Below are 19,405 nucleotides of genomic sequence, written 5' to 3' on the forward strand. Positions count from 1 at the left end.
TCAATACGGCGCGCACGATGGCTGCGCTCAGAAGCGGTAACGCAGGCTGGCAGTCAGGCTGCGCGGTGCGCCGGGCATGTTGTAATCATTCGCACCACTGTGGGCGGCAACGAAGTATTTGCGGTTCAGTACATTGCCCAGCGTCAGGCTGACATCCAGTTTTTCTGACTGGTAACCGGCACCGAGTTGCATCACACCATAACCCGGCAGCGTCAGCAGATTATCTGCCGAGGCAAAGCGTGCAGATTCAGCACGGCCACCCACCGCCACATACCATTGTGGCGTCAGCTGATGGCGCAGCCACAAATTCATGCTGTGCGTCGGTGTCAGCGAAGCGGTATTGCCCTGAAACGGCGTTTTCGCCGACGTCAGTTCGGTAGACTGATCAATGCGGCCGCGCATCCATGCGTAACCGGCCAGCACTTGCCATTCCGGTGTCAGATAGCCGGTGAAGCTGAGTTCCACGCCGCGCGTACTCTGACGGCCTACCGGCAGCGAGAAGTTAGCGTTAGCCGGATCTGCCACCTGAATATTTGTTTGCGACATATCGAATACCGAAGCGGTGATGCTGGCTTGTGCATTCCAGTCGTATTTGACACCGGCTTCTTTGTTAACTGTTTCTGACGGTTTCAACTGATCTGAATTATTGCGCAGCGTGAACAGATCACTGACCGGCTGGAACGAACGGTTCCATGTTGCGTACACCGACGTGCTGATCTGCGGTTGCCAGATCAGGCCGATACGCGGCGATACGGTTTTATCGGTGCGGCGTAAGTCCTGATTTTTCGGGGTCAGATCGTCACGCGACTGGCGCAGCTGATCGTAACGCAGTCCCGCCATGACTTTCCATTCCGGTGTGATCGTCATCAGGTCTTGCAGATACACACCGGCGATATCGACTTTGTTGATCACACTGGTGCTGACTGGCGTGTTATCCGGCAAAGCAGGCAACGTCACCAGTTGCGGTGCGAACAGGTTATAGGTCGCGGCATTGGCGCGGCTGCGCAAAAATTCGCCTTTATTCTGATAGCCGAGCTCCACGCCGTACAGCATCAGATGTTTTACGCTGCCGGTTTGCAGTTTCTGTGTGAGTTCGTTTTGCCAGTAGGTGCCGTTCTCATTACGCTGGCGGCTGGCGTGGGCAATGGTCAGCGTTGGCGTCACACCGTCTTTGATGGTGTTTGTGGTGTAGTTACGGTTCAGCGCAAAATCATAACTGCGTACCACGCTGTGCCATTGCCAGTTGTCATTGAATTTGTGATCGAGGGTCACGCTGGCGCTGTATACATCCGACTGAATGAATGCGCGTTCTTTTCCATTGGCGGCACCAAAGTAGGTTTCCACCGGCACATCCACAGGACGGCCACGATAGCCGGGAATACCCTGATCGGCTAAGCGTTTATCGTGCAGATAATCTGCCTGCAGCAAAACTTTGGTATCCGGAGAAATCTGATAGCTGAACGATGGTGCAATCGCATTGCGTTCCAGAAAATACTGATTACGGAAATTTGAAGAATCTTCCAGCGCGCCGGTTAAGCGGAATGCGGTGCCTTTTTGTGAAGACGGAATATTCAGATCCAGTTCTGTGCGGCGTTGTCCGGCCGTACCGGCAGTTAACCCTATTTCTGTGAGTGAGGTATCAAACGGCTTTTTGCTCACGCGATTCACCAGACCGCCGGAAGAACCGCGTCCATAAAGCACTGATGCAGGGCCTTTCAGTACTTCTATCCGTTCGGTATTCGATAAATCACGGAAGTACATAGCATCGTCACGCACGCCATCGACGAACTGATCCAGAATCGCGGAGAAACCGCGGATCGTGACCTGATCACGCTGACCATCACCGACAGAAAAACTTAGTCCCGCCACATTCTGCAAAGCATCCTGCACAGAGGAGGCATTTTGCTCACGCAATACCGGCAGATTCACGATATTCACCGTTTGTGGTGTATCACGCAGCGCGACCGGAATTTTAGTCGCGGTGCGAGTCTGGCTGACTTCGTAATCACGTTTTTGTTCGCGTGTGGTGCTGACCTTAATTTCTTCCAGTACCTGATCTGCTGCATGGGCGGACGGCAGAAAACAGCTGGCCAGTAATAATGCCAGCGGGCTGAGTCGCAGTCCTTTGTTGACGGAGGATGTGGTTTGTCGCTGATGATCAGCAGTATTCTGAAGCGTGGACATAATCATAAAAAACAGGTTAAGAAAAATGGAGATGCTGTTGTTCTTCGTCGCTGATTTGCACTACAGGCAGATATAGCAAGCAGACAGCAGTCAGCAGATACGCTGCCGCCACGGCGTAAAACAAAGCATGTAATGGAATCAGTAACATCATCAGTGCACCGGCAGCTGTACCAGCCAGTGCACCGGCTTTGGCGGCCGAGTTTCCGAGTGCGAGTGCGAGTCCTTGTGCGGAATGCGGTGAACCGGCGGAAATCAGGCTGTAAAACACGGGCAGCAATGCGCCGAGCAAAACACCCCATAACAGACGGCAGGTCAGAAAGACCAGTGGTGTCAGCCACAGACTTTGCACCAGCATCAGCGTTGCAGAAGCCAGACACAGCAGCACCAGTCTCTGGCGGATTTGCGCCTGATTCCAGCGCGCAAATGCATCGGCCCATAGTGGTGCAGCCAGACAAAGACCTGCTGCCGTCAGCCCGTAGGCAAGGCCGGTGAAACGGGTGTCCTGATGCAAAACCTCGCTGACGTATAAAGCAAAGTAACTTTGCGGCAGGGTTTTGGCGCTTTGTATCAGAACGATGCCAGCCAGCAAACCGGGCAGGGCGCTGTCACGCCATTGCCATGCAGTTTGCGGTTGTTGTGGCTCATGCACGGATGTCAGTGAACGGGCTGGCGGACGGATATCCGGTAAACAGAACCAGGCAGCCGGAATACATAACAGGCACAGTGCAGCGGCCAGCCAGTTGACGGCGGCCAGACCAAGCTGACCATACAGCAGACCACCTGCCAACGGGCCGAGTACCGATCCGGCTGCGGTAGCAACTTGCAGCGCGGCCATCAGTGGCTGCCGCTGTGCCTTTTGTGTGATACCACTGCCATAGGCTTGCGAGGCGGCAATAAAACCGGCGATCGCGCCCTGCAATAAGCGAATGGCTGCAATCCAGAACGGGTCCGTGCAGATTGCCAGCCAGGCCTGTGTCAGTACCAGCGCCGCCAGTGCGCGCAGCAACATCCAGCGGTGTCCGGTTTTGTCGCCGAGTTTTCCCCACAATGGTGTACACAACATCGCGGTGATCACCGGCCCGGCATACACCAGTGCACTGAACAGGCTCAGTGCCGTGCCGCGCAAACCGCTATGCTGCTGCAGATGCAAAGTCCAGAACGGGCCACTCATTTCCATCGCCGCCATCGACACCAGTTGTATCAGCCACAGCCAGCGCAGCGCCGGATAGCGCCGCAACAGTGAAAACATCGCCATTGTTTATGCTGTGCCTGTGTTTGCCAGCGGATTCGGCATACTGCCGACCAGATCGTCGACGGTATCCGCCAGTCGCATACGCAGCAGCGATTTCACCGGCCATGGCGCATGCAGGATTGCTTGTCGTTCCGCTTGCCAGAAGTCTGCATCGCAACGGGGTTTCAGCTGATCGAAAATGCTTTCTGTTTCGCTGCGCAGAATTTCCCAGAATGCAGATTCCGGTAACTGGTAGTGCCGTGACAGCAGCAAAACAAACTCCGCCAGTTGGCAAATCATGGTGGCATGCAGAATTTTTTCGCGTACCGGCTGAATATCGGTAAACACAGAATGCCCCTCGCGTACTGCATTCAGTACAAAACCATTTGCTGCCAGTACTGGCTGATACACACGCAGATCACCGAAGTCGCGCACCTGCAGCTGAACCGGACGGAACTGCGGGTCGAGGCGTAAATAACTGTTTTGCTGATGCGCTTCAAATGCAATGCCGTACAGCAGATAGGCCGACAGGGTAGCGGTCAGTACCACGCGGCTGTATTGGCGGAAATATTCCAGCGGTGCCTGTGCCTGATCGCCGCAAGCGAGTCGTATCAGTTCACAGATCAGCGGTTCGCCGTCGAATGGCGAGTCAGCGTACAGGCAGGCAACCGGGACTGGCATCAGTGCGTTATCCGCACTGTGACCCGGGTTGCTGCGGTAAATCACCGATAAGTGACGGGCTTTATCGTCGTCGTCATCCAGAAAATACGCGCCGGTGATTTCGGCGGCGATATCCAGCGTCTGCGCAAAGGCATGTTCGCGCTGCAGAATCTGACGCAGCAACTGGCTGATACGCGGCCCCATGATGACGGATTTGGGCGACACCGTACGCTGAGCCGAAGTCAGTCGCAAACCGACCGGTAATTTAATATGCGGTGCTGCCTCATCATTCAGTGTGCAAACGGTGCGGAAGGACATGGTCGGCGCAACCGCCATGCTGACATCGTCCAGCAGCACAATATCGCCGCGCTGAATTTCAGTGGCAAATTTTTCCGGCAGCACGCGCTGCAACTGATACGGATGCACAGGCAGCGGATACCAGTCTTCCACCTGCATCCCCTGTTTTTGCAGTGACAGCCGCCATTGCAGGGCTGCTTCCGGATAATGGTGACGGAACCATTGCAGATAATCCTGCACGCCCATGCCATCAGCGACGTATAAACAAGACGTTCTGACAGCGATCACCGCGATATGCAGAACCGGATGAAACTCCGGCGACAGCGCACGTACTTCCTCATCACTGAGGCCGGACTTGGTTTTAAACGTCGGATGATTCGGGTGGCCTATGCAACCCCATTGTTCCAGTAATAAGGCGCTGTGCGGCTCCTGCAGGGTCCGCAATGCGCTGAGGAAGGTTCCGCCATGTGGCCGGAATTGCGCGCGCAGCTGCAATCCCCAGTGGCGGCGAAAAGTCTGACATTGCAGATCATTGTGCAGACTGTTTTCCAGTTCTTCGCTTAAGCGTTCCAGACATGCCTGATCAACCGCGAGCGGCAGGGCATTCGCTACAGCACGCAGTAATTCACTGCCGCTGTGCAAAATGCGCGCCGGCTGGCTTTCACGGAATAAGGTGACAGCACCTTGCAGGCTCCATGCACCGGCACCGTGGCTTTGCAAGCCTTCCATACGCAGCATGGTTTGCTCGCCCCATAAGGGCAGCCAGCTGACATGGTGGTCACGGATCAGTTGAGAGGGGTTCAGTAAGCCTTCCCGCAGTAAGGCTTGTAAGGTCCTGGCTACGCTCCTGTGCTGACACACAGCGGCATCGCGCCAGACTTGTGTCATTTCAGGATCTTGCTGAGAGAAATAGCGGAGGGGCGTCATTGCATTCATCGTCAGGCCTTTCCAAAAAGTTCACAGCGATATTATCGCAAATGAGAATCATTATCAATCGCATTTTCAAGAAAAGTCCGGATTCTTGTCCGACATCAGGAAACAGTGGTTCTGCACATAAATCGTCTCTTCAGCAGAAATGCTGTTCCACAAGTTGCAGATATGCGGCATGAATACGCACCGTAGTGAAGAATTTGGCAAATAACGACGCAACTACCTGCCGTTCATACCATTTGATTTGTTATGAATATGTTAAAAACATCACAATCGCGTTTTTATATTCAGGAGAAATCAGCATGCAGCAGGCAGGTCAGCGTGAAATCAGCGCTCAGGAAAATCAGAATGAAGTGATCGAGTACCGTTACAGACCAAGCTTGTTGCTGAGTGCAGCTTTCCTTGCAGCATCGCTTGCCGGTGCCTACTTCTTATTTCTGGATGCATCGACCAATACCCGGGGCATTGTGATTCAGCGTGCAATTCATCTCGACGTGGAAGCTGCTACCTGGTTTTTATGGGGCTTGTGTGCCTTCTGCGTGGTCATGGCACTGATTTTTGGGACCTTGCTGTTCAAGAGTCTGTTGATGGGACAGAAACTGATACTGAATCATGATGTACTGCGTTTCCCTGCTTCGCCATTGCGCAGCCAAACCACTGAAATCCCGCTGGCAGGTATCGAAGCAATGGAAGTCAGAACTGAAAACAAAGACACCTTCCTCGCGATCTGGCATGCAAACGGCTATGACGTGGTGTATCAGGATCGCTTTCCCGGCAAGGCTGCGTTTGAGAGCTTTGTCAGCGCGATGTATGACCGCGCACCAGCCTTATAAACCAACTGAGTTGACACAGAATGGCCAGCATGCTGAAGCTGCTGGCCATTTTTCATTTTAATGTGTGCGTAAAACGCACAATGCGTTCACTCTGTATGCTTTCTGACAGCTGGCTGTTGGTATTGTCCGCAGAAGTGCTGTTTTTCCGATGATCTGCGGATGAAAAAGCAACGAAGTTTCCGTTTTTATATGATGTGTATGCACTATTCATGATGTGCCACAAGTCCGCGGCACACACTGATCATTATTTCCGATGTGCAATTCACAGTCTGCAGATGCGCTGCTATGCTGGACTTGCAGGCTGTGCCGTATGGGCATGGCTGTCGTGATTAGCAAGATTTGACGCAATGCTGACAGAGATGCCGTGCAGACAACAGACGCTTCAAAACCTTTGTTGTCAGCGTTATTGCCGGTCTGCATTGCGTTTGTTTTTACCTGGAGAAAGTATGAAGTTAAAGCAAAGATTATTTGCGTTGTGCATGGTTGCGATTGCCGGTTTGCTGATATCCGGCGGCATTTCGTTGTACGCCATCAAAAAAATCATGGTGCATGAACGTGAAGACCAGATCACAGAACTGGTGGAGCTGGCGCGCGCAGCCACTGAGAAAGCCTATGCGCTGGAGCAATCCGGCAAGCTGAGCCGTGAAGCTGCGCAGGCGCAGGCAAAACTGGCAATCTCTTCATTTCAAAAAGGTGACAAGTACTTTTTTGTGCGCGATAACACCAGTGATGTATTGCTGGTGCATGCGAAACCGGAGCGTATCGGTAAAGCCGATAAAGATGGCAAGGCATCCGGCGATGCTTATCGTGAAGCATTGAAGAGTGTTCCTGAAGGCGGCATCACGGTTATTTACAAACCGGGCACGCGTCCCGGCGTGGAAGGGAAAGTCAGTAAGGCGTACGCCGTGACACAGTTCACCCCGTGGCAATGGCTGATGGGTTTCGGTACCTATACCGATGATATCGAAGAAGAGTTTATCCATAAGCTGATTACTTTTCTGATGGTCGGTGGTGTAGCTGCGCTGACGATAGGGTTGGTCGCATGGCGTCTGGCTAATTCCCTGCTGCGTCAGATCGGTGGTGAACCGGACTATGCAGCCAGTGTGGTGAGAAATATTGCGCAGGGTGATCTGAGTACGGAAGTGCCGGTCAGCAAGGGTGATCAGGAAAGCCTGCTGCATGAAATTGAAGAAATGCGTCAAAAGCTGGCGCTGCTGGTAGAGCAGGTGCGCACCGGCGCTGAATCAATTACTACCGCGTCCGGCGAAATCGCCAGCGGCAATCTGGATTTATCGCAACGTACCGAACAACAAGCGGGTGCGCTGGAAGAAACCTCGTCGACCGTGGAACAACTGACTGCGACTGTACGCCAGAATGCAGATAATGCACGTCAGGCCAGCCAGTTAGCGATGAGCGCTTCCGGTATCGCCAGCGAAGGCGGTACGGTCGTGAATGAAGTGGTCAGTACGATGGCGGAGATCAGCAATTCCTCCGGCAAGATCGTTGATATCATCAGCGTGATCGACGGTATCGCGTTCCAGACCAATATTCTGGCGTTGAATGCGGCCGTGGAAGCTGCCCGTGCCGGTGAGCAGGGACGCGGTTTTGCCGTCGTAGCCAGCGAAGTGCGCAGCCTTGCTCAGCGTTCTGCGGCAGCGGCCAAAGAGATTAAAACCCTGATCGATGCATCGGTTGTGAATGTCGAAAAAGGTGGCGAGCTGGTGGAAAAAGCCGGTAAAACCATGCATGAGGTGGTGCAGGCAGTACAGCGTGTGAACGATATCGTGGCGGAAATCAGTTCAGCCAGTCAGGAACAGGCCGACGGTATTGTGCAGGTCAATCAGGCTGTTATCGAAATGGATAATATGACGCAGCAGAATGCCGCGCTGGTCGAACAGGCATCGGCAGCAGCGGAAGCCCTGCATGATCAGGCGGACAGTCTGGTTGAAACCGTCAATATGTTCCGTGTTTCGCAACAGCACCTCAGCGCTGCACCTCACTCTGCACCACAGCCTGCGCGCAAAGCCAGTGCAGCAAGCCCGCGTGCCGCTACCCGCGCGCTGCCGCGTCACTGATCTCCAGCCCGTTCGCCGCATCCTTGCTAAAGGAATGCAGGTAGCAGCGAACGGGCCTTCCTTTTTTACACGATAAATGGCACTGCCAGTCCGGCAGAGCTGTGCTATCGTGCGCGCTGATTTGTGACGGGAGGCTATATGCAGGAGCAATGGGACTTTTATTTTTGCCGTGTCGATGATGCACCGGCGTCGATCAATCTGAACCTCGCGCTGGCGCAGACCGCGCCGCTGGAAGAATGTGCAGTGATGGCCTGGGTCAGCCTGGAAATGCGTGCGCCGCGCGAAGACGGATTTTCCAGCGCGGAAGAATACCCGGTGCTGGAGCAACTCGAAGATGCGCTGATGCGTGGTCTGGGTGTGGGCAACGCCACCACGCCGGATGCCGGTCCGCTGATGTTTGTCGGACGCAATACCAGCGCCGGTCGCCGCGACTTTTATTTCTATACCGGCAGCGGATACGCATGGCAAAACCGCGTTGCTGCCGCACTCAAAGCATTCCCGGATTACCGTTTTGAAACCGGCACGCAGGACGATCCGGAATGGCAGACTTATTTTGAATTTCTGTACCCGGGTGAAGATGATTTGCAGCGTATGCAAAACCGCCGTGTTTGTCAGCAACTGGAACAGCATGGCGATCCGCTGACGCAGGAACGTCCGCTGTATCACTGGGTCTACTTCGCCACAGCAGATGCCCGCGCTGCTTACATTGATCAGATTCTGCAAAACGAATTTGAGATCGAACAGGAATGGGAGGCAGATACCGATGAATACCGGTTCGGTCTGCAATTCTGCCAGACCAGCCTGCCGCACTACCGCACGATCGACAGCATTACCCTGCCTTTGTTCTTTGCAGCCAGGGATTACAACGGCCACTACGATGGCTGGGAAACCGAAGTCATCGCGCCGGACCAGACACACTGAACGGTAGCTGGTTTGCTGGCAGCATTCAGTCAGCAAGTAAAAAAGGCCGCTGAGATGCCCTCAGCGGCCTTTTTTTGCCTCAAATGCGGCGTTCTGCACAGCAACCCCGCTGTCGTCGGCAGAAAGTCCGGCTCTCACAAAATGGCTGATGCGGATATCTGCACATGCCGGTACCCATCCTCAGCCCGGTGTTACCAGTTTGTCCGGCATTGCGTTCGCCGCTTCCGGTGTTTTCGCACTGCCAGTCAGGCGATCGGCCCAGTTGGCAATGCGTCCGCTGAACAGTAATTCATACAGCACCGGTACCAGACCCAGCGTAATCAGGGTTCCCAGTAATAAGCCACCCATGATCGTCACTGCCATGCCTGTCCACAGTGAGCCCGCAAACAGCAGCAGCGGAATCAGGCCTGCGATACAGGTCAGTTTGGTCATCACAATCGGACGCAAACGCGCAACCGCTGCCGCCACCACGGCTTCACGCATACTCAGTCCGCTTGCCAGTTCGACTTCAATCCGTTCCAGCAATAACACGGCGTTGTTGACGATAATGCCCGCCAGCGAGAGTAAGCCGAAGTTCGCCATAAAGCCCAGTGGCTCACCGGCAATCACCAGCGCAGGACCCGCACCGATCATTGCAAACGGAATGATGCCGACGATCAGTGCCAGTTTCCGGAACGAGCCGAACTGCCAGATAAACAGAATCAGCATGGCAATCACGGCCACCGGCAGATACGTGTTCAGGGCTGCGTTCGACTCAGCCGCCTCTTCAATCTCTGCGCCGAGTTCAATCCGGTATCCGGCTGGCAGAACGATTTTGGCGACGGCAGGTGCAGCGTAATCGACGGCTTGCTGAGCGGTGAACTGGCTGCTGCGTGCCTGTATGGTCAGTGTCCGTTCCAGATTACGGCGGCGTATGGTGGAAGGCTCGGAACCCAGACGGATTTGCGCAACGGCAGACAAAGGAACCGGTGTGCCGTCCGCCGCGTTTTGTATCAGGGTATTCGCCAGCTCTTCGGGACGCTGTCTTTCAGCGCTGCCACCGCGTACAACCAGTGGCACCAGCGTATCGCCGTCACGCAGCACGGAGACATCGGTTCCGCTGTTGCGCATCGCTAAAGCGGTGGCAATCTCTTCACTGCTGATACCCGCGCGGCGTGCTTTGGCCTGATCGACGTCGACATCCAGTCGCAGTAAACGCGGCCCCCAGTTATCCTGAATCTGCACTACGCCGGGAACCGTATGCAAGGCTTGCTGTACTTGCTGACCAATCTGGCGTAATACCGTTTCGTCGCTGCCATAGATGCGGTAAGCAATCGCACCGGCATCATTACTGCTGCGTGAAAAGCGCTTGGCATCGACGCGGATATCCGGATGACGCTCGGTCATGAATTGCTGAGTCCGCGCAATCATGCGGTCAAGCGCTTCGGCTTTGTTCACAGTCACGGTGAAATACGCGATATTCGATGCAGGCAAGGGCGGATTCAGCACCAGTACGACACGCGGTCCGCCATCGGCAACATAGCCAATGCTGGTGCTGACATCCGGATTGATTTTGCTGTCGCTGAGCCAGGTACTCAGTTCACGCACCACTTGCTGGGTGCGGCGTGCATCGCTGCCCGGCTGCAATTCAATTTCTACCTGAAACTGCGGACGATCCGAGGCCGGCAAAAATCCTGCCGGACGACTGCCGAGCACCGACAAAGCAAGCACCAGCACCACACACATCACGCTCAGGAAGATGGCTTTATGATCCAGCAAACGGCGGATTAAGTGCGTATAAAACCGGTAGAAACCACCTTGCTTTGCTTCTTCCTCATGATGTGCCGCACCCAGAAAGTGATAACACAACAGCGGTGTGATGGTCAGACACAGCAGCCAGGATGCCAGCAGGGAAATCGCCAGCACCACGACCAGTGGCCGCAGGTATTCGCTGATGGTGGTATTGCCGAAGAAAAACGGTGAGAACGCAAAAATAATCACCAGCGATGATGCCAGCAAAGGAATCGCCAGCGTACGGCCCGCGTCGATACAGGCTTGTTTGCGGTCTTCACCGGCCGCCAGACGGCGTTCGATATCTTCCGCAATCACAATACCGTTATCCACCAGCAAACCCAGCGCAATGATGATTGCAGCCATCGATACGATATGCAGCTCGATCTCCATTGCGCGCATGACCAGCAAGGTCGCCAGTATCGTCAGCGGTACGATGGAACCCACCACAATACCGGCGCGCCATCCCAGAAATAACACCACCACAATCATCACGATGATGACGGTTTCCAGCATTACCTGATTCATATGCCCCATTTCGGCGGCCACGACATCCGGCTGAAAGGTGACGTAATCCAGTTTAAAACCGGCCGGTAACTGTTTTTCCAGTTCACTGACGCGCTGCTTTAATTCCGCGCCAACCGCTTTGATATTTTGTCCGGGACGCATGGAAACACCCAGTACCACAGCATCCTGACCACGGTAAATGGCGGCACTTTCCGGCGGATCGGCTTTTTGCACGCTGAGTTGTGCGATATCGCCCAGCCGGATACTGGCTGGCTGCTGCGCATCCGTGGTTTTGCGCGCTGCTGCCGGTAAGGTCAGCGTGAAGTCGCGTAATTCCTGCAGCGTGCGGATTTCGCCCGAGGTGACGACCGCATTATTCAGTCCGGCAATCACGGTTTGTCCGCCGGACTGCACCACATTCTGTTGCTGCAATTGCTGTAAAACCGCGCTGCCTGCGATACCAAGTGCATTCAGTTTTGCGCGGTCAAATTCGATATAAATGCGTTCTTCCTGCAAACCGTGAAAACTCACACTCTGTATGCCGGGCAGACGCAGAATGCCTTCGCGCAGAAATTTCAGCGATGTCCGCATTTCTGACATCGAAAAATCCGGTGCAGTCACCGCGATGGATGCGATGGCGACACGGCCGAAATCATCGTCAATTTGTGGTGGCAGCGTACCAGCCGGAAACTGCAGGGCTGCTTCCGCAACTTTGGCGCGGACGCGCTGCCAGATCGGTGCGAGATTCTGCAATTCTTCACGCAGCGTCAGCTGAACCATCACGCTGCCACTGCGCACGGTGGTGCTGACTGTTTTGATTTCATGTAACTGGCGTAAGCGTTCTTCCAGAGGCTGGGCCACCAGTTGTTCCATCCGTTCCGCAGGCAAACCCGGATTGCCAACAAACACGATGCCGTCGCGCATGGTGACAGACGGCTCTTCCTGCGACGGGAAACTGAGGAAAGTCAGGCTGCCCGCCAGCAAGATCAGAAATGCGATGAAAAAGCTGAGCCGGCTCGACTGAAACGCGGCGGTGGTCAGTTTCATTTGCTGGCTCCTTGCAGAACACTGCGGTTGGTATATGCAATCGCGGCTTGGCCATCATGCAGCGTTGCTGCACCCGCAACCACAACTTTTTCACCGGCCTGAATACCGGTAACCGCAATCCGGCCACCGGCTGACAGTGCGCCTTCGGTTTTCACAGTACGTTTTTGTACGCGGTCACCCTGCAAAATCATCACTTCGGCTTTCTGCGCTTCTGCAGACGGGAGCAGTGCGGACGCCGGCACTGTCAGTGCGGTTTGTTTTTCCTGCGGCAAAGCCAGTGTGACGACGCTGCCGCTGCGGATGGTTGCCGGTACTTCGCTGACAGCGAACACCGCCTGTACCAGCGAGCCGTTTTCGCTGCGCCGTGACACGCGCTCCAGTCGCGCCGGGAATTGCAGATCACCGCTTTGCGCAGTTGCACTGCTGCCGGTACGGAGCTGACTTGCCAGCTGTTCCGGTAATTGGGCAACCAGTTCCAGTGCTTTGCCGGATTCCAGTTGCAGGATGGCTTGTCCCGGTGTGATGTCGTGATGCGCCTGCACCAGACGCGCGACGATTTCGCCGTCAAACGGTGCGGTAATGCGGGTTAATCCGAGATCGCGGCGGGCACTGGCAAGCGCAGCTTCGCTGGCCGCTAACTGACTTTGTGCCTGTTGATGAGATGCCTGTGCAGCCTGCAGGGCAGTTGCGGAAATGATGTTTTCACGCGCCAGTGCCTGTTGCTGTTGCAGCCAGTTCTGGCGCTCTGCCAGTGTTGCAGCAGCCGAATCCCGGTCTGCCTGCGCACGCATCGCGCGCCAGCGAGCCGGTGCTTCATCCAGCTGCGCCAGTACTTGTCCGGCGCGGACTTTGTCGCCGATATCGACCAGCACTTTCTGAACCCGGCCAGCCGCTTCAAAACTTAAATCTGTACGCTGACGCGCTCGCAAAGTACCGACAAAACTATCGGCATGACCAGTACCGGTGCTGCCGGCGACTTCGATTTTGACGGGTTTAGGGCTGACTTGTGAGACCGGCTGGTCTTGTGAGCAGGCAGCCAGCAGCACGCTGGTGACAGCCATACAAAGCAAACGACGACGCATACAAATACTCCTGAAGAGTGATGGGTGGTGAGAGGGCGGAACTTATTCCGGCATTTCGCTGATCGCCTTTTCAAAGGCACTGCGCAGCGATTGCCGCTGTTCCGGCGTGAACTGATAAAAATTCAGTAATTCCAGCAATGTCATACCGTCGAAAGCTGCGGCCAGTAGCATGGCCTTACCGCCGTGCTGGCCGGACGCATGCATATGCTGATAAACCGCGCCGTACATTTTTTGTACCGGGCCGATTAACTGCGGATACAGCGATGCGGCCGCCAGCATGTTGGTCAGGAACTGACGCTGACTGTCTGACATGTCGAAAGCGTCATTGCAGAGTTCTGTCAGTGTGGATTTGACGGACGGGTTTGTGTCCTGCGAGTGACGGTTACGCTGCATGACGTCGAACTGCTCAATGATGCGTTCCACCAGTGCAGCGACCAGATCGTCGCGGGTTTTGAAGTGGTAGATCACACCGGCTTTACTGATACCGGATTCCTGCACCAGTGCATTAATGGTCAGGTGGGCGAGGCCTTGTCTGGCAACGATGTCAGTGGCGACATCCAGTAACAGATCACGTTTGCTGGTGCGGCCGAGGTGTTTTTCAGTTTGAGTCATTGGATATCCGGAGTTGTATATATACTGTACGTATAGTATAGTAATTCAATCGTTTCCCACTGTCAAATTAAAAAGGTTGATTCTATGTCGCATATATTTCCGCCAGATTTCATTACCCGTCCCGGTTTTTTCAGTGCAAAACAGGGCGTTACGGCTGCGCTGATCGCGGCTTGTATGCTTGGTGCCGTCTCTCTGCCGACTGAAGCGCAGACAGCAGAAAACCAGCCCCCGGCACAGCGGAGCAATACCAGTGATTCCGCAAAAGCAATGCCAGCGGACGCGGACCAGCATTTTCCTGCCGCGTGGTGGCGTGATTTCGGCGATGCGCGTTTAGACACGCTGATGACTAAAGCGCTGACCGCGAATCAGGATCTGAAGATAGCTGCCGCACGTATTCAGCAGGCACAGGCTTTACTGAATGGCGCAGACGCCGACTTCAAACCGCAACTGAGTGCAGGTGCCGAGGCGAAGCGTTTTCGTGAAACCGGCAGCGTACCGATGAGCCGCCGTGGTGCGCTGGGATTGCGTGCCTCATGGGAGCCCGACTTTTTCGGACGTGGCAAGCTGTTGCAGATGGCGGCACAAGCTGATGCACACAGTCAGCAAGCGGCGCTGACGGCGATGCAAATCGCACTCACTGCCGATGTGGCAAGCGCGTATTTTGACCTGAAGCTGCTTGTGCAGCGACAGGCATTGCTGACGCAGGCAATTCAGCTGGCACAACGCCAGCAGGAAGTTGCGCAACGTAAATTTGAAGCAGGTGCGGCAACGTCGCTGGATGCAGACCGCTGGCAAGCCGAACTGGCGCAGGACCGTGCCAGTGCTGCGCAAATGCAAAGCCAGTATCAGTTGCGCCTGCATCAGCTGGCCATTTTGCTCGGACAACGTGAATTGCCGGTATTCGGCCATCCGTCACCGTCGACAGCCCAGCTGCAGGAACCGGTTGCGCCAGCCGCAAAACTGGATGTCAGCCTGATTGAACGTCGCCCCGATGTGCAGCGTCAGGCCAGTCAGCTCGATGCGGCACTGGCGCGCGCAGGTCTGGCCCGCCGTGATTTGTATCCGAATCTGAGCATCAGCTGGGCGGGAAGCAAGGACAGCCTTAAAACCGGCAGTGACAGCGCCGTTACCGGATTTTCTATCGGTTACGGACTAACGCTCAGTTTGCCGATTCTCGATGGCGGCCGCATCCGGTCTAACATTGCGGTACAGGATGCACGGGTGCTGGAAGCACAGGCAGAATACGACAAAGCCTTGCTGACGGCGCTGAACGATGTCGACAGTTGCTGGCAGCAATGGGAAGACAGCAAGGCTGTCTATCGTCAATGGATTAACGCCAGTCAGGCCAGTGAAGTTGCCGCGTCAAAAGCCGAACGTTTGTATCAGGCCGGTGCAAGCGATGTCAGTGCGGTGCTGGACGCACGCCGCGCCGATCTGAAAGCGCGTGATGCGCTGGCGCAGGCCGATGCCGCCCGCTGGCAATCTGCGATCGCCTTACGCCGCGCAGCCGCAGGCGCAGTCTGAGCCCGTAAAGCCGCTGTTCACCCGAACCGGCAATCGACCAAAGGCCGCTGAGTTACCCTCAGCGGCCTTTTTTTGCCTCAAATGCGGCGTTCTGCACAGCAACCCCGCTGTCGTCGGCAGAAAGTCCGGCTCTTACAAAATACCGGATGCGGATAGTTGCATAATCAGTGTTCCCTCCGCACAGCTATTCGTCAAAGTAATGACATCAGTCTGATCCGCCCGTTTCCGTTAGTCGGTATTCCTGAGCGGAGTGCGTGCATCCTGAAATATAGTGTCTTTTGCATCATGTCAGCATCCGGTGCAAACCACCGTGGCAGAAAAACCGTTGATCTGTAATCCTGAAGAGAGGCTCTGAATGTCCGCAACCATCCGCTATTTTCATATCACTCCCGTCGAAAATCTTCCGGCTATTTTGCGCGAAGGATTGCAGCCGCGTTTGGGAGAACGCAGTCAGATTCTGGGCGAACCGGAACCGGCGATCTATTTATTTACCAGCGCCGATGCGGTTGATGACGCGAGTATGAACTGGTTAGGCGATTACTTTGATGAAGAAGAGGCTCTGGCCGTGCTGGCAGTAGATCTGAGCGAGGATTTTCCCGGCGATGCTGAAAATGGCTTTGAATTTGTCACGACCCGGCCTGTGCCACCGGACTGCCTCAGTGTCATGACAGAAGATGTGCTCGGTGAAACCCAGTATTTTTCCAGCTTACCGCAGGTGTGCGGTACAGCCTGAAATGATGAAGATTCTTAAGACCGGATAGCCGGATAGGCAATCTCCGCAGCCTCTGCATACACTTGCGCCGGAACAGCATCCGCGTTCAGCGCAAGTATCATGGCTTCGGTTAGTGGCTGATGACGGAAAATCGCTTCCGTGATCTCTGCGGAAACCGTAACTTCGTAATACGCTTGCGCCCATTCCTGATAGGCGGACGGGCCGCCGGTCAGCAATAGCAGTAATTCGTCAGCACCATCCTGAGCCAGCATGCCGGAGACTTTTGTCCACGCATCATCACTGCTTCGTCGCCAGTAACAAAAACTGGCGACGTCCATCGAGAATGCGGGTTCACGCAGGAAAGCAGCAAATGCGGGCGGAACCTGTTGTTGCAGACGTGCAGCGAATGTTCCGTCGTCTGCATATTCATGCGCAAAGCCTTTCAGCGCCGCACCTGCGCTATCCAGCAGCAAAAACCAGTCGTCACCCTCACCGTTGCGCATCGACGCCATTTCCTCACCCGGCCCCCACTGGCTGTTAAAGCTGTAATAGCGATATTCCCATTCAGGACACAGAATCGCATCCAGCATCGCCAGCGATTGCGTTACGCGGCGTAATTGCGGAATAGCAGGAAGCAGATCAGGCGACATCAAAGATTTCCCGTTAAGTAAATGGAGGTTTGTACCGGCAAACTCACGACGTTTCGTACACGCTTACACAGCAAATTGCAGACCGGCTGCCGTACGTGCCGTCAGAGCCAGTTTCAGCGCCGAATGCGGATTTTCGCACAGTAACCCGGCTGTCGTCGGCAGAAAGTCTGGCTGTCAGAAAATACCGGATGCGGATGGCTGCATAGTCAGCGGTTGCAATTGGCGGACTTCAATGCACGTACGCGGGATGTTGCTGGTCAGAAATGTGGTCATGGCAGTGGAAAATTTCACGAAATGTGTTATTTGTTCAAGTAATATGTGGGATGCATACAAGCGAAAATAATACACGTATAAAAATGACTCGGTTGCTGAATCGGGAAATGTCGAAGATATACAGGAGAATGTCATGAGTACCTTTAAAACACCGGGAGTTTATATTGTTGAGTTAAACGTATCTCCTGCACCAGTTGTGGCTGCTCCCACGTCGGTGCCGGTATTCATTGGCTATACCCCGCGTGCGGTGGATGCACTCGGACGCGATTGTACGAACCGAGCGATGAGAATTGCATCGTATGCTGAATTTGCGGCAATGTATTTGCCGGAAAACACCACCGATTTTTCAACTCATTATGCGGTTCTTCCGAAGTCTGAAGTTAAAGGAAACGCACCCGTCCTGAAGCTTGGCGGGCAAGCTTTTGTGGTGACGCCGGATCCGGATACGGTGTATTACACAGTTAACAGCGTAAAGATGTTTTTCCTGAATGGTGGCGGTCCGGCTTATGTGATCTCTCTGGGCAATTACGGACCTGCCTCAGGCCAGTTTCAGAAAACATTTGATGATCCGATTATCAATAAAAATGTTCATAGTGAAGCATATCTGAAGGCGATGGCTTTACTCGAAAAAGAATACGAACCGGCTGTCTGTGTAATGCCGGATGCGGTTTTGTCCGATAGCGATGGCTACGCGCAGGTGATCAATGCAGCGCTGACGATGGCGCAGGATACAGGGCGCTATTTCTGTTTGTTTGATATCCGGTGTCCGGTGCCTCCGGTTCAGGACAATTATCAGGAAGCGATTACGCAATTTCGCGCAGCGATTGCGCCACAATCAGATCGCAATGCACGCAGTTACGGGGCCAGCTATTTTCCGTGGCTGAATTCGACTTTGTATCAGGACGATGTGCCGGACTACCGGAATATCGGCGACGGTGAGCTGACTTCGCTGGCTGAGCTGCTGGCGCCGGAACTGCAGGAAAATCCGGCGCTGGCGGCTTTTCTGCAGCAAACTGCGATAGCAACGACGCTGGCACCAAAGGAAATTCATCAGAAATTGCTGAGTATGAGCACGGGTTATAGCGCCATTATCGCTGCGGTACGCCAGCAGGCTTTCCTGGTGCCGACTACAGGTGCGATTGCTGGCGTGTACGCGACAGTCGATCAGAACAGAGCAGTGTGGAATGCCCCTGCCAATGTTGCTCTGCAAGGCGTCAGCAGTTTACCGCTGGCGATCAGCGACACGCAGCAAGCTGATTTGCTTGATATGCATCATCAAGGGATAGCGGTGAATGCGATCCGGTCTTTTCCATCGCTGGGGCTGCTGGTATGGGGAGCCCGCACGCTGGCCAGTAATGATAATGACTGGCGTTACATCCACACCAGACGCACCCTGATTATGCTGGAGCAATCCATCAAAGCAATAGCAATGCAGTATGTGTTTGAACCTAATGATGCAAATACCTGGACTGCGGTGAACGCTTCAGTTTCGAATTTTCTGACAGGTATCTGGCAACAGGGGGGATTGTTTGGTCAGGGACCGCAAGATGCATTTCAGGTAAAAATCGGGCTTGGCAGCACCATGACAGAAGATGATCTTCTGAACGGCAATATGTGTATCTTAATTGAAGTCGCGTTGATTCGTCCGGCAGAATTTCTGGTCATTACCATCCAACAGCAAATGGCAGCGGGCTGATTGCGCTGTAAAAAATGGCGGGCGTTTACAGTTTGTTCCCATATGCCCCCATTTTCTGACTTACTGTGATTCCATGTTACAGATACTGGATGCGGGTTAAGTGCTGAAGCTGGCCAGCACAGGATAAGCAATCTCCGCAGCCCCTGCATATGCTTGCGCCCATTGCTGACAGGCGGACGGACCGCCAGTCAGCAATAGCAGTAAATCGTCGCCACAATCCTGAGCCAGCATGCCGGTAACTTTTGTCCACGCATCTTCACCGCTTCGTCGCCAGTAACAAAAACTGGCGGCGTCCAAAGAGAATGCGGATTTTCGCACAGTAACCCTGCTGTCGTCGGCGGAAACTCCGGGCTTCAGAAAACAGCGCATGCGGATCGCTGCATATTCTGTCCCGGAATTAT

Annotated in this window: 14 protein-coding genes; 6 read left to right on the forward strand and 8 right to left on the reverse strand. The window is 54.5% G+C overall.

What is annotated here, in order from left to right; all coding sequences use genetic code 11:
* Positions 1-27 precede the first annotated feature (27 nt).
* From KDM89_RS05440 to KDM89_RS05450, 3 genes are read right to left on the reverse strand one after another with little or no spacing between them, the layout of a single operon-like run.
* Entirely contained in the window at positions 28-2,184 is a 2,157-nt protein-coding gene (locus KDM89_RS05440; protein WP_212686929.1) for a TonB-dependent receptor, read from the reverse strand.
* 16 nt (positions 2,185-2,200) lie between these two features.
* Positions 2,201-3,439 carry an MFS transporter gene (locus tag KDM89_RS05445; RefSeq protein WP_212686930.1) on the reverse strand — a complete coding sequence of 413 codons (1,239 nt, stop codon included), beginning with the start codon at positions 3,437-3,439 and terminating at the stop codon, positions 2,201-2,203.
* A 3-nt stretch (positions 3,440-3,442) separates the two neighbouring features.
* Entirely contained in the window at positions 3,443-5,299 is a 1,857-nt protein-coding gene (locus KDM89_RS05450) for an IucA/IucC family protein (RefSeq protein ID WP_212686931.1), read from the reverse strand.
* A 305-nt stretch (positions 5,300-5,604) separates the two neighbouring features.
* Between KDM89_RS05450 and KDM89_RS05455 the strand changes: the two genes are divergently transcribed.
* The 3 genes from KDM89_RS05455 (at position 5,605) to KDM89_RS05465 (ending at position 9,131) form a co-directional block, all read left to right on the forward strand.
* Positions 5,605-6,135: a hypothetical protein gene (locus KDM89_RS05455; protein WP_212686932.1), complete on the forward strand. Its 531-nt coding sequence runs from the start codon at positions 5,605-5,607 to the stop codon at positions 6,133-6,135.
* 446 nt (positions 6,136-6,581) lie between these two features.
* Positions 6,582-8,210 carry a methyl-accepting chemotaxis protein gene (locus tag KDM89_RS22830; protein WP_212686933.1) on the forward strand — a complete coding sequence of 543 codons (1,629 nt, stop codon included), beginning with the start codon at positions 6,582-6,584 and terminating at the stop codon, positions 8,208-8,210.
* 138 nt (positions 8,211-8,348) lie between these two features.
* Positions 8,349-9,131 (forward strand): DUF695 domain-containing protein, encoded by a 783-nt coding sequence (locus tag KDM89_RS05465; RefSeq protein ID WP_212686934.1) that lies wholly within the window; start codon positions 8,349-8,351, stop codon positions 9,129-9,131.
* A 180-nt stretch (positions 9,132-9,311) separates the two neighbouring features.
* On the opposite strand, the gene KDM89_RS05470 is transcribed toward KDM89_RS05465, so the two are convergent.
* From KDM89_RS05470 to KDM89_RS05480, 3 genes are read right to left on the reverse strand one after another with little or no spacing between them, the layout of a single operon-like run.
* Positions 9,312-12,455: an efflux RND transporter permease subunit gene (locus tag KDM89_RS05470; RefSeq protein WP_212686935.1), complete on the reverse strand. Its 3,144-nt coding sequence runs from the start codon at positions 12,453-12,455 to the stop codon at positions 9,312-9,314.
* Positions 12,452-13,537 (reverse strand): efflux RND transporter periplasmic adaptor subunit, encoded by a 1,086-nt coding sequence (locus tag KDM89_RS05475; RefSeq protein WP_212686936.1) that lies wholly within the window; start codon positions 13,535-13,537, stop codon positions 12,452-12,454. Before KDM89_RS05475 ends, KDM89_RS05470 begins: the two co-directional genes overlap by 4 nt.
* 42 nt (positions 13,538-13,579) lie before the next feature.
* Entirely contained in the window at positions 13,580-14,149 is a 570-nt protein-coding gene (locus KDM89_RS05480) for a TetR/AcrR family transcriptional regulator (protein ID WP_212686937.1), read from the reverse strand.
* Between the two features lie 84 nt (positions 14,150-14,233).
* Between KDM89_RS05480 and KDM89_RS05485 the strand changes: the two genes are divergently transcribed.
* Complete coding sequence (locus KDM89_RS05485; protein ID WP_212686938.1) at positions 14,234-15,673, forward strand: efflux transporter outer membrane subunit; 1,440 nt, start codon at positions 14,234-14,236, stop codon at positions 15,671-15,673.
* Between the two features lie 355 nt (positions 15,674-16,028).
* Positions 16,029-16,406, forward strand: coding sequence for a hypothetical protein (locus KDM89_RS05490; RefSeq protein ID WP_212686939.1), 378 nt, complete (start codon positions 16,029-16,031; stop codon positions 16,404-16,406).
* A gap of 14 nt (positions 16,407-16,420) precedes the next feature.
* On the opposite strand, the gene KDM89_RS05495 is transcribed toward KDM89_RS05490, so the two are convergent.
* Positions 16,421-17,035 carry a hypothetical protein gene (locus tag KDM89_RS05495; RefSeq protein WP_212686940.1) on the reverse strand — a complete coding sequence of 205 codons (615 nt, stop codon included), beginning with the start codon at positions 17,033-17,035 and terminating at the stop codon, positions 16,421-16,423.
* A gap of 406 nt (positions 17,036-17,441) precedes the next feature.
* On the opposite strand from KDM89_RS05495, the gene KDM89_RS05500 reads away from it, so the two are divergent.
* Positions 17,442-19,004: a phage tail sheath family protein gene (locus KDM89_RS05500; protein ID WP_212686941.1), complete on the forward strand. Its 1,563-nt coding sequence runs from the start codon at positions 17,442-17,444 to the stop codon at positions 19,002-19,004.
* A 96-nt stretch (positions 19,005-19,100) separates the two neighbouring features.
* Here the strand turns inward: KDM89_RS05500 and KDM89_RS05505 are convergent, their stop codons facing one another.
* Complete coding sequence (locus tag KDM89_RS05505) at positions 19,101-19,322, reverse strand: hypothetical protein (protein WP_212686942.1); 222 nt, start codon at positions 19,320-19,322, stop codon at positions 19,101-19,103.
* Positions 19,323-19,405: the final 83 nt, after the last annotated feature.

Source organism: Cognatundibacterium luofuense, assembly GCF_018139685.1.
In the GTDB taxonomy this organism is placed as follows: Bacteria; Pseudomonadota; Gammaproteobacteria; order Burkholderiales; family Burkholderiaceae_D; genus Undibacterium; species Undibacterium luofuense.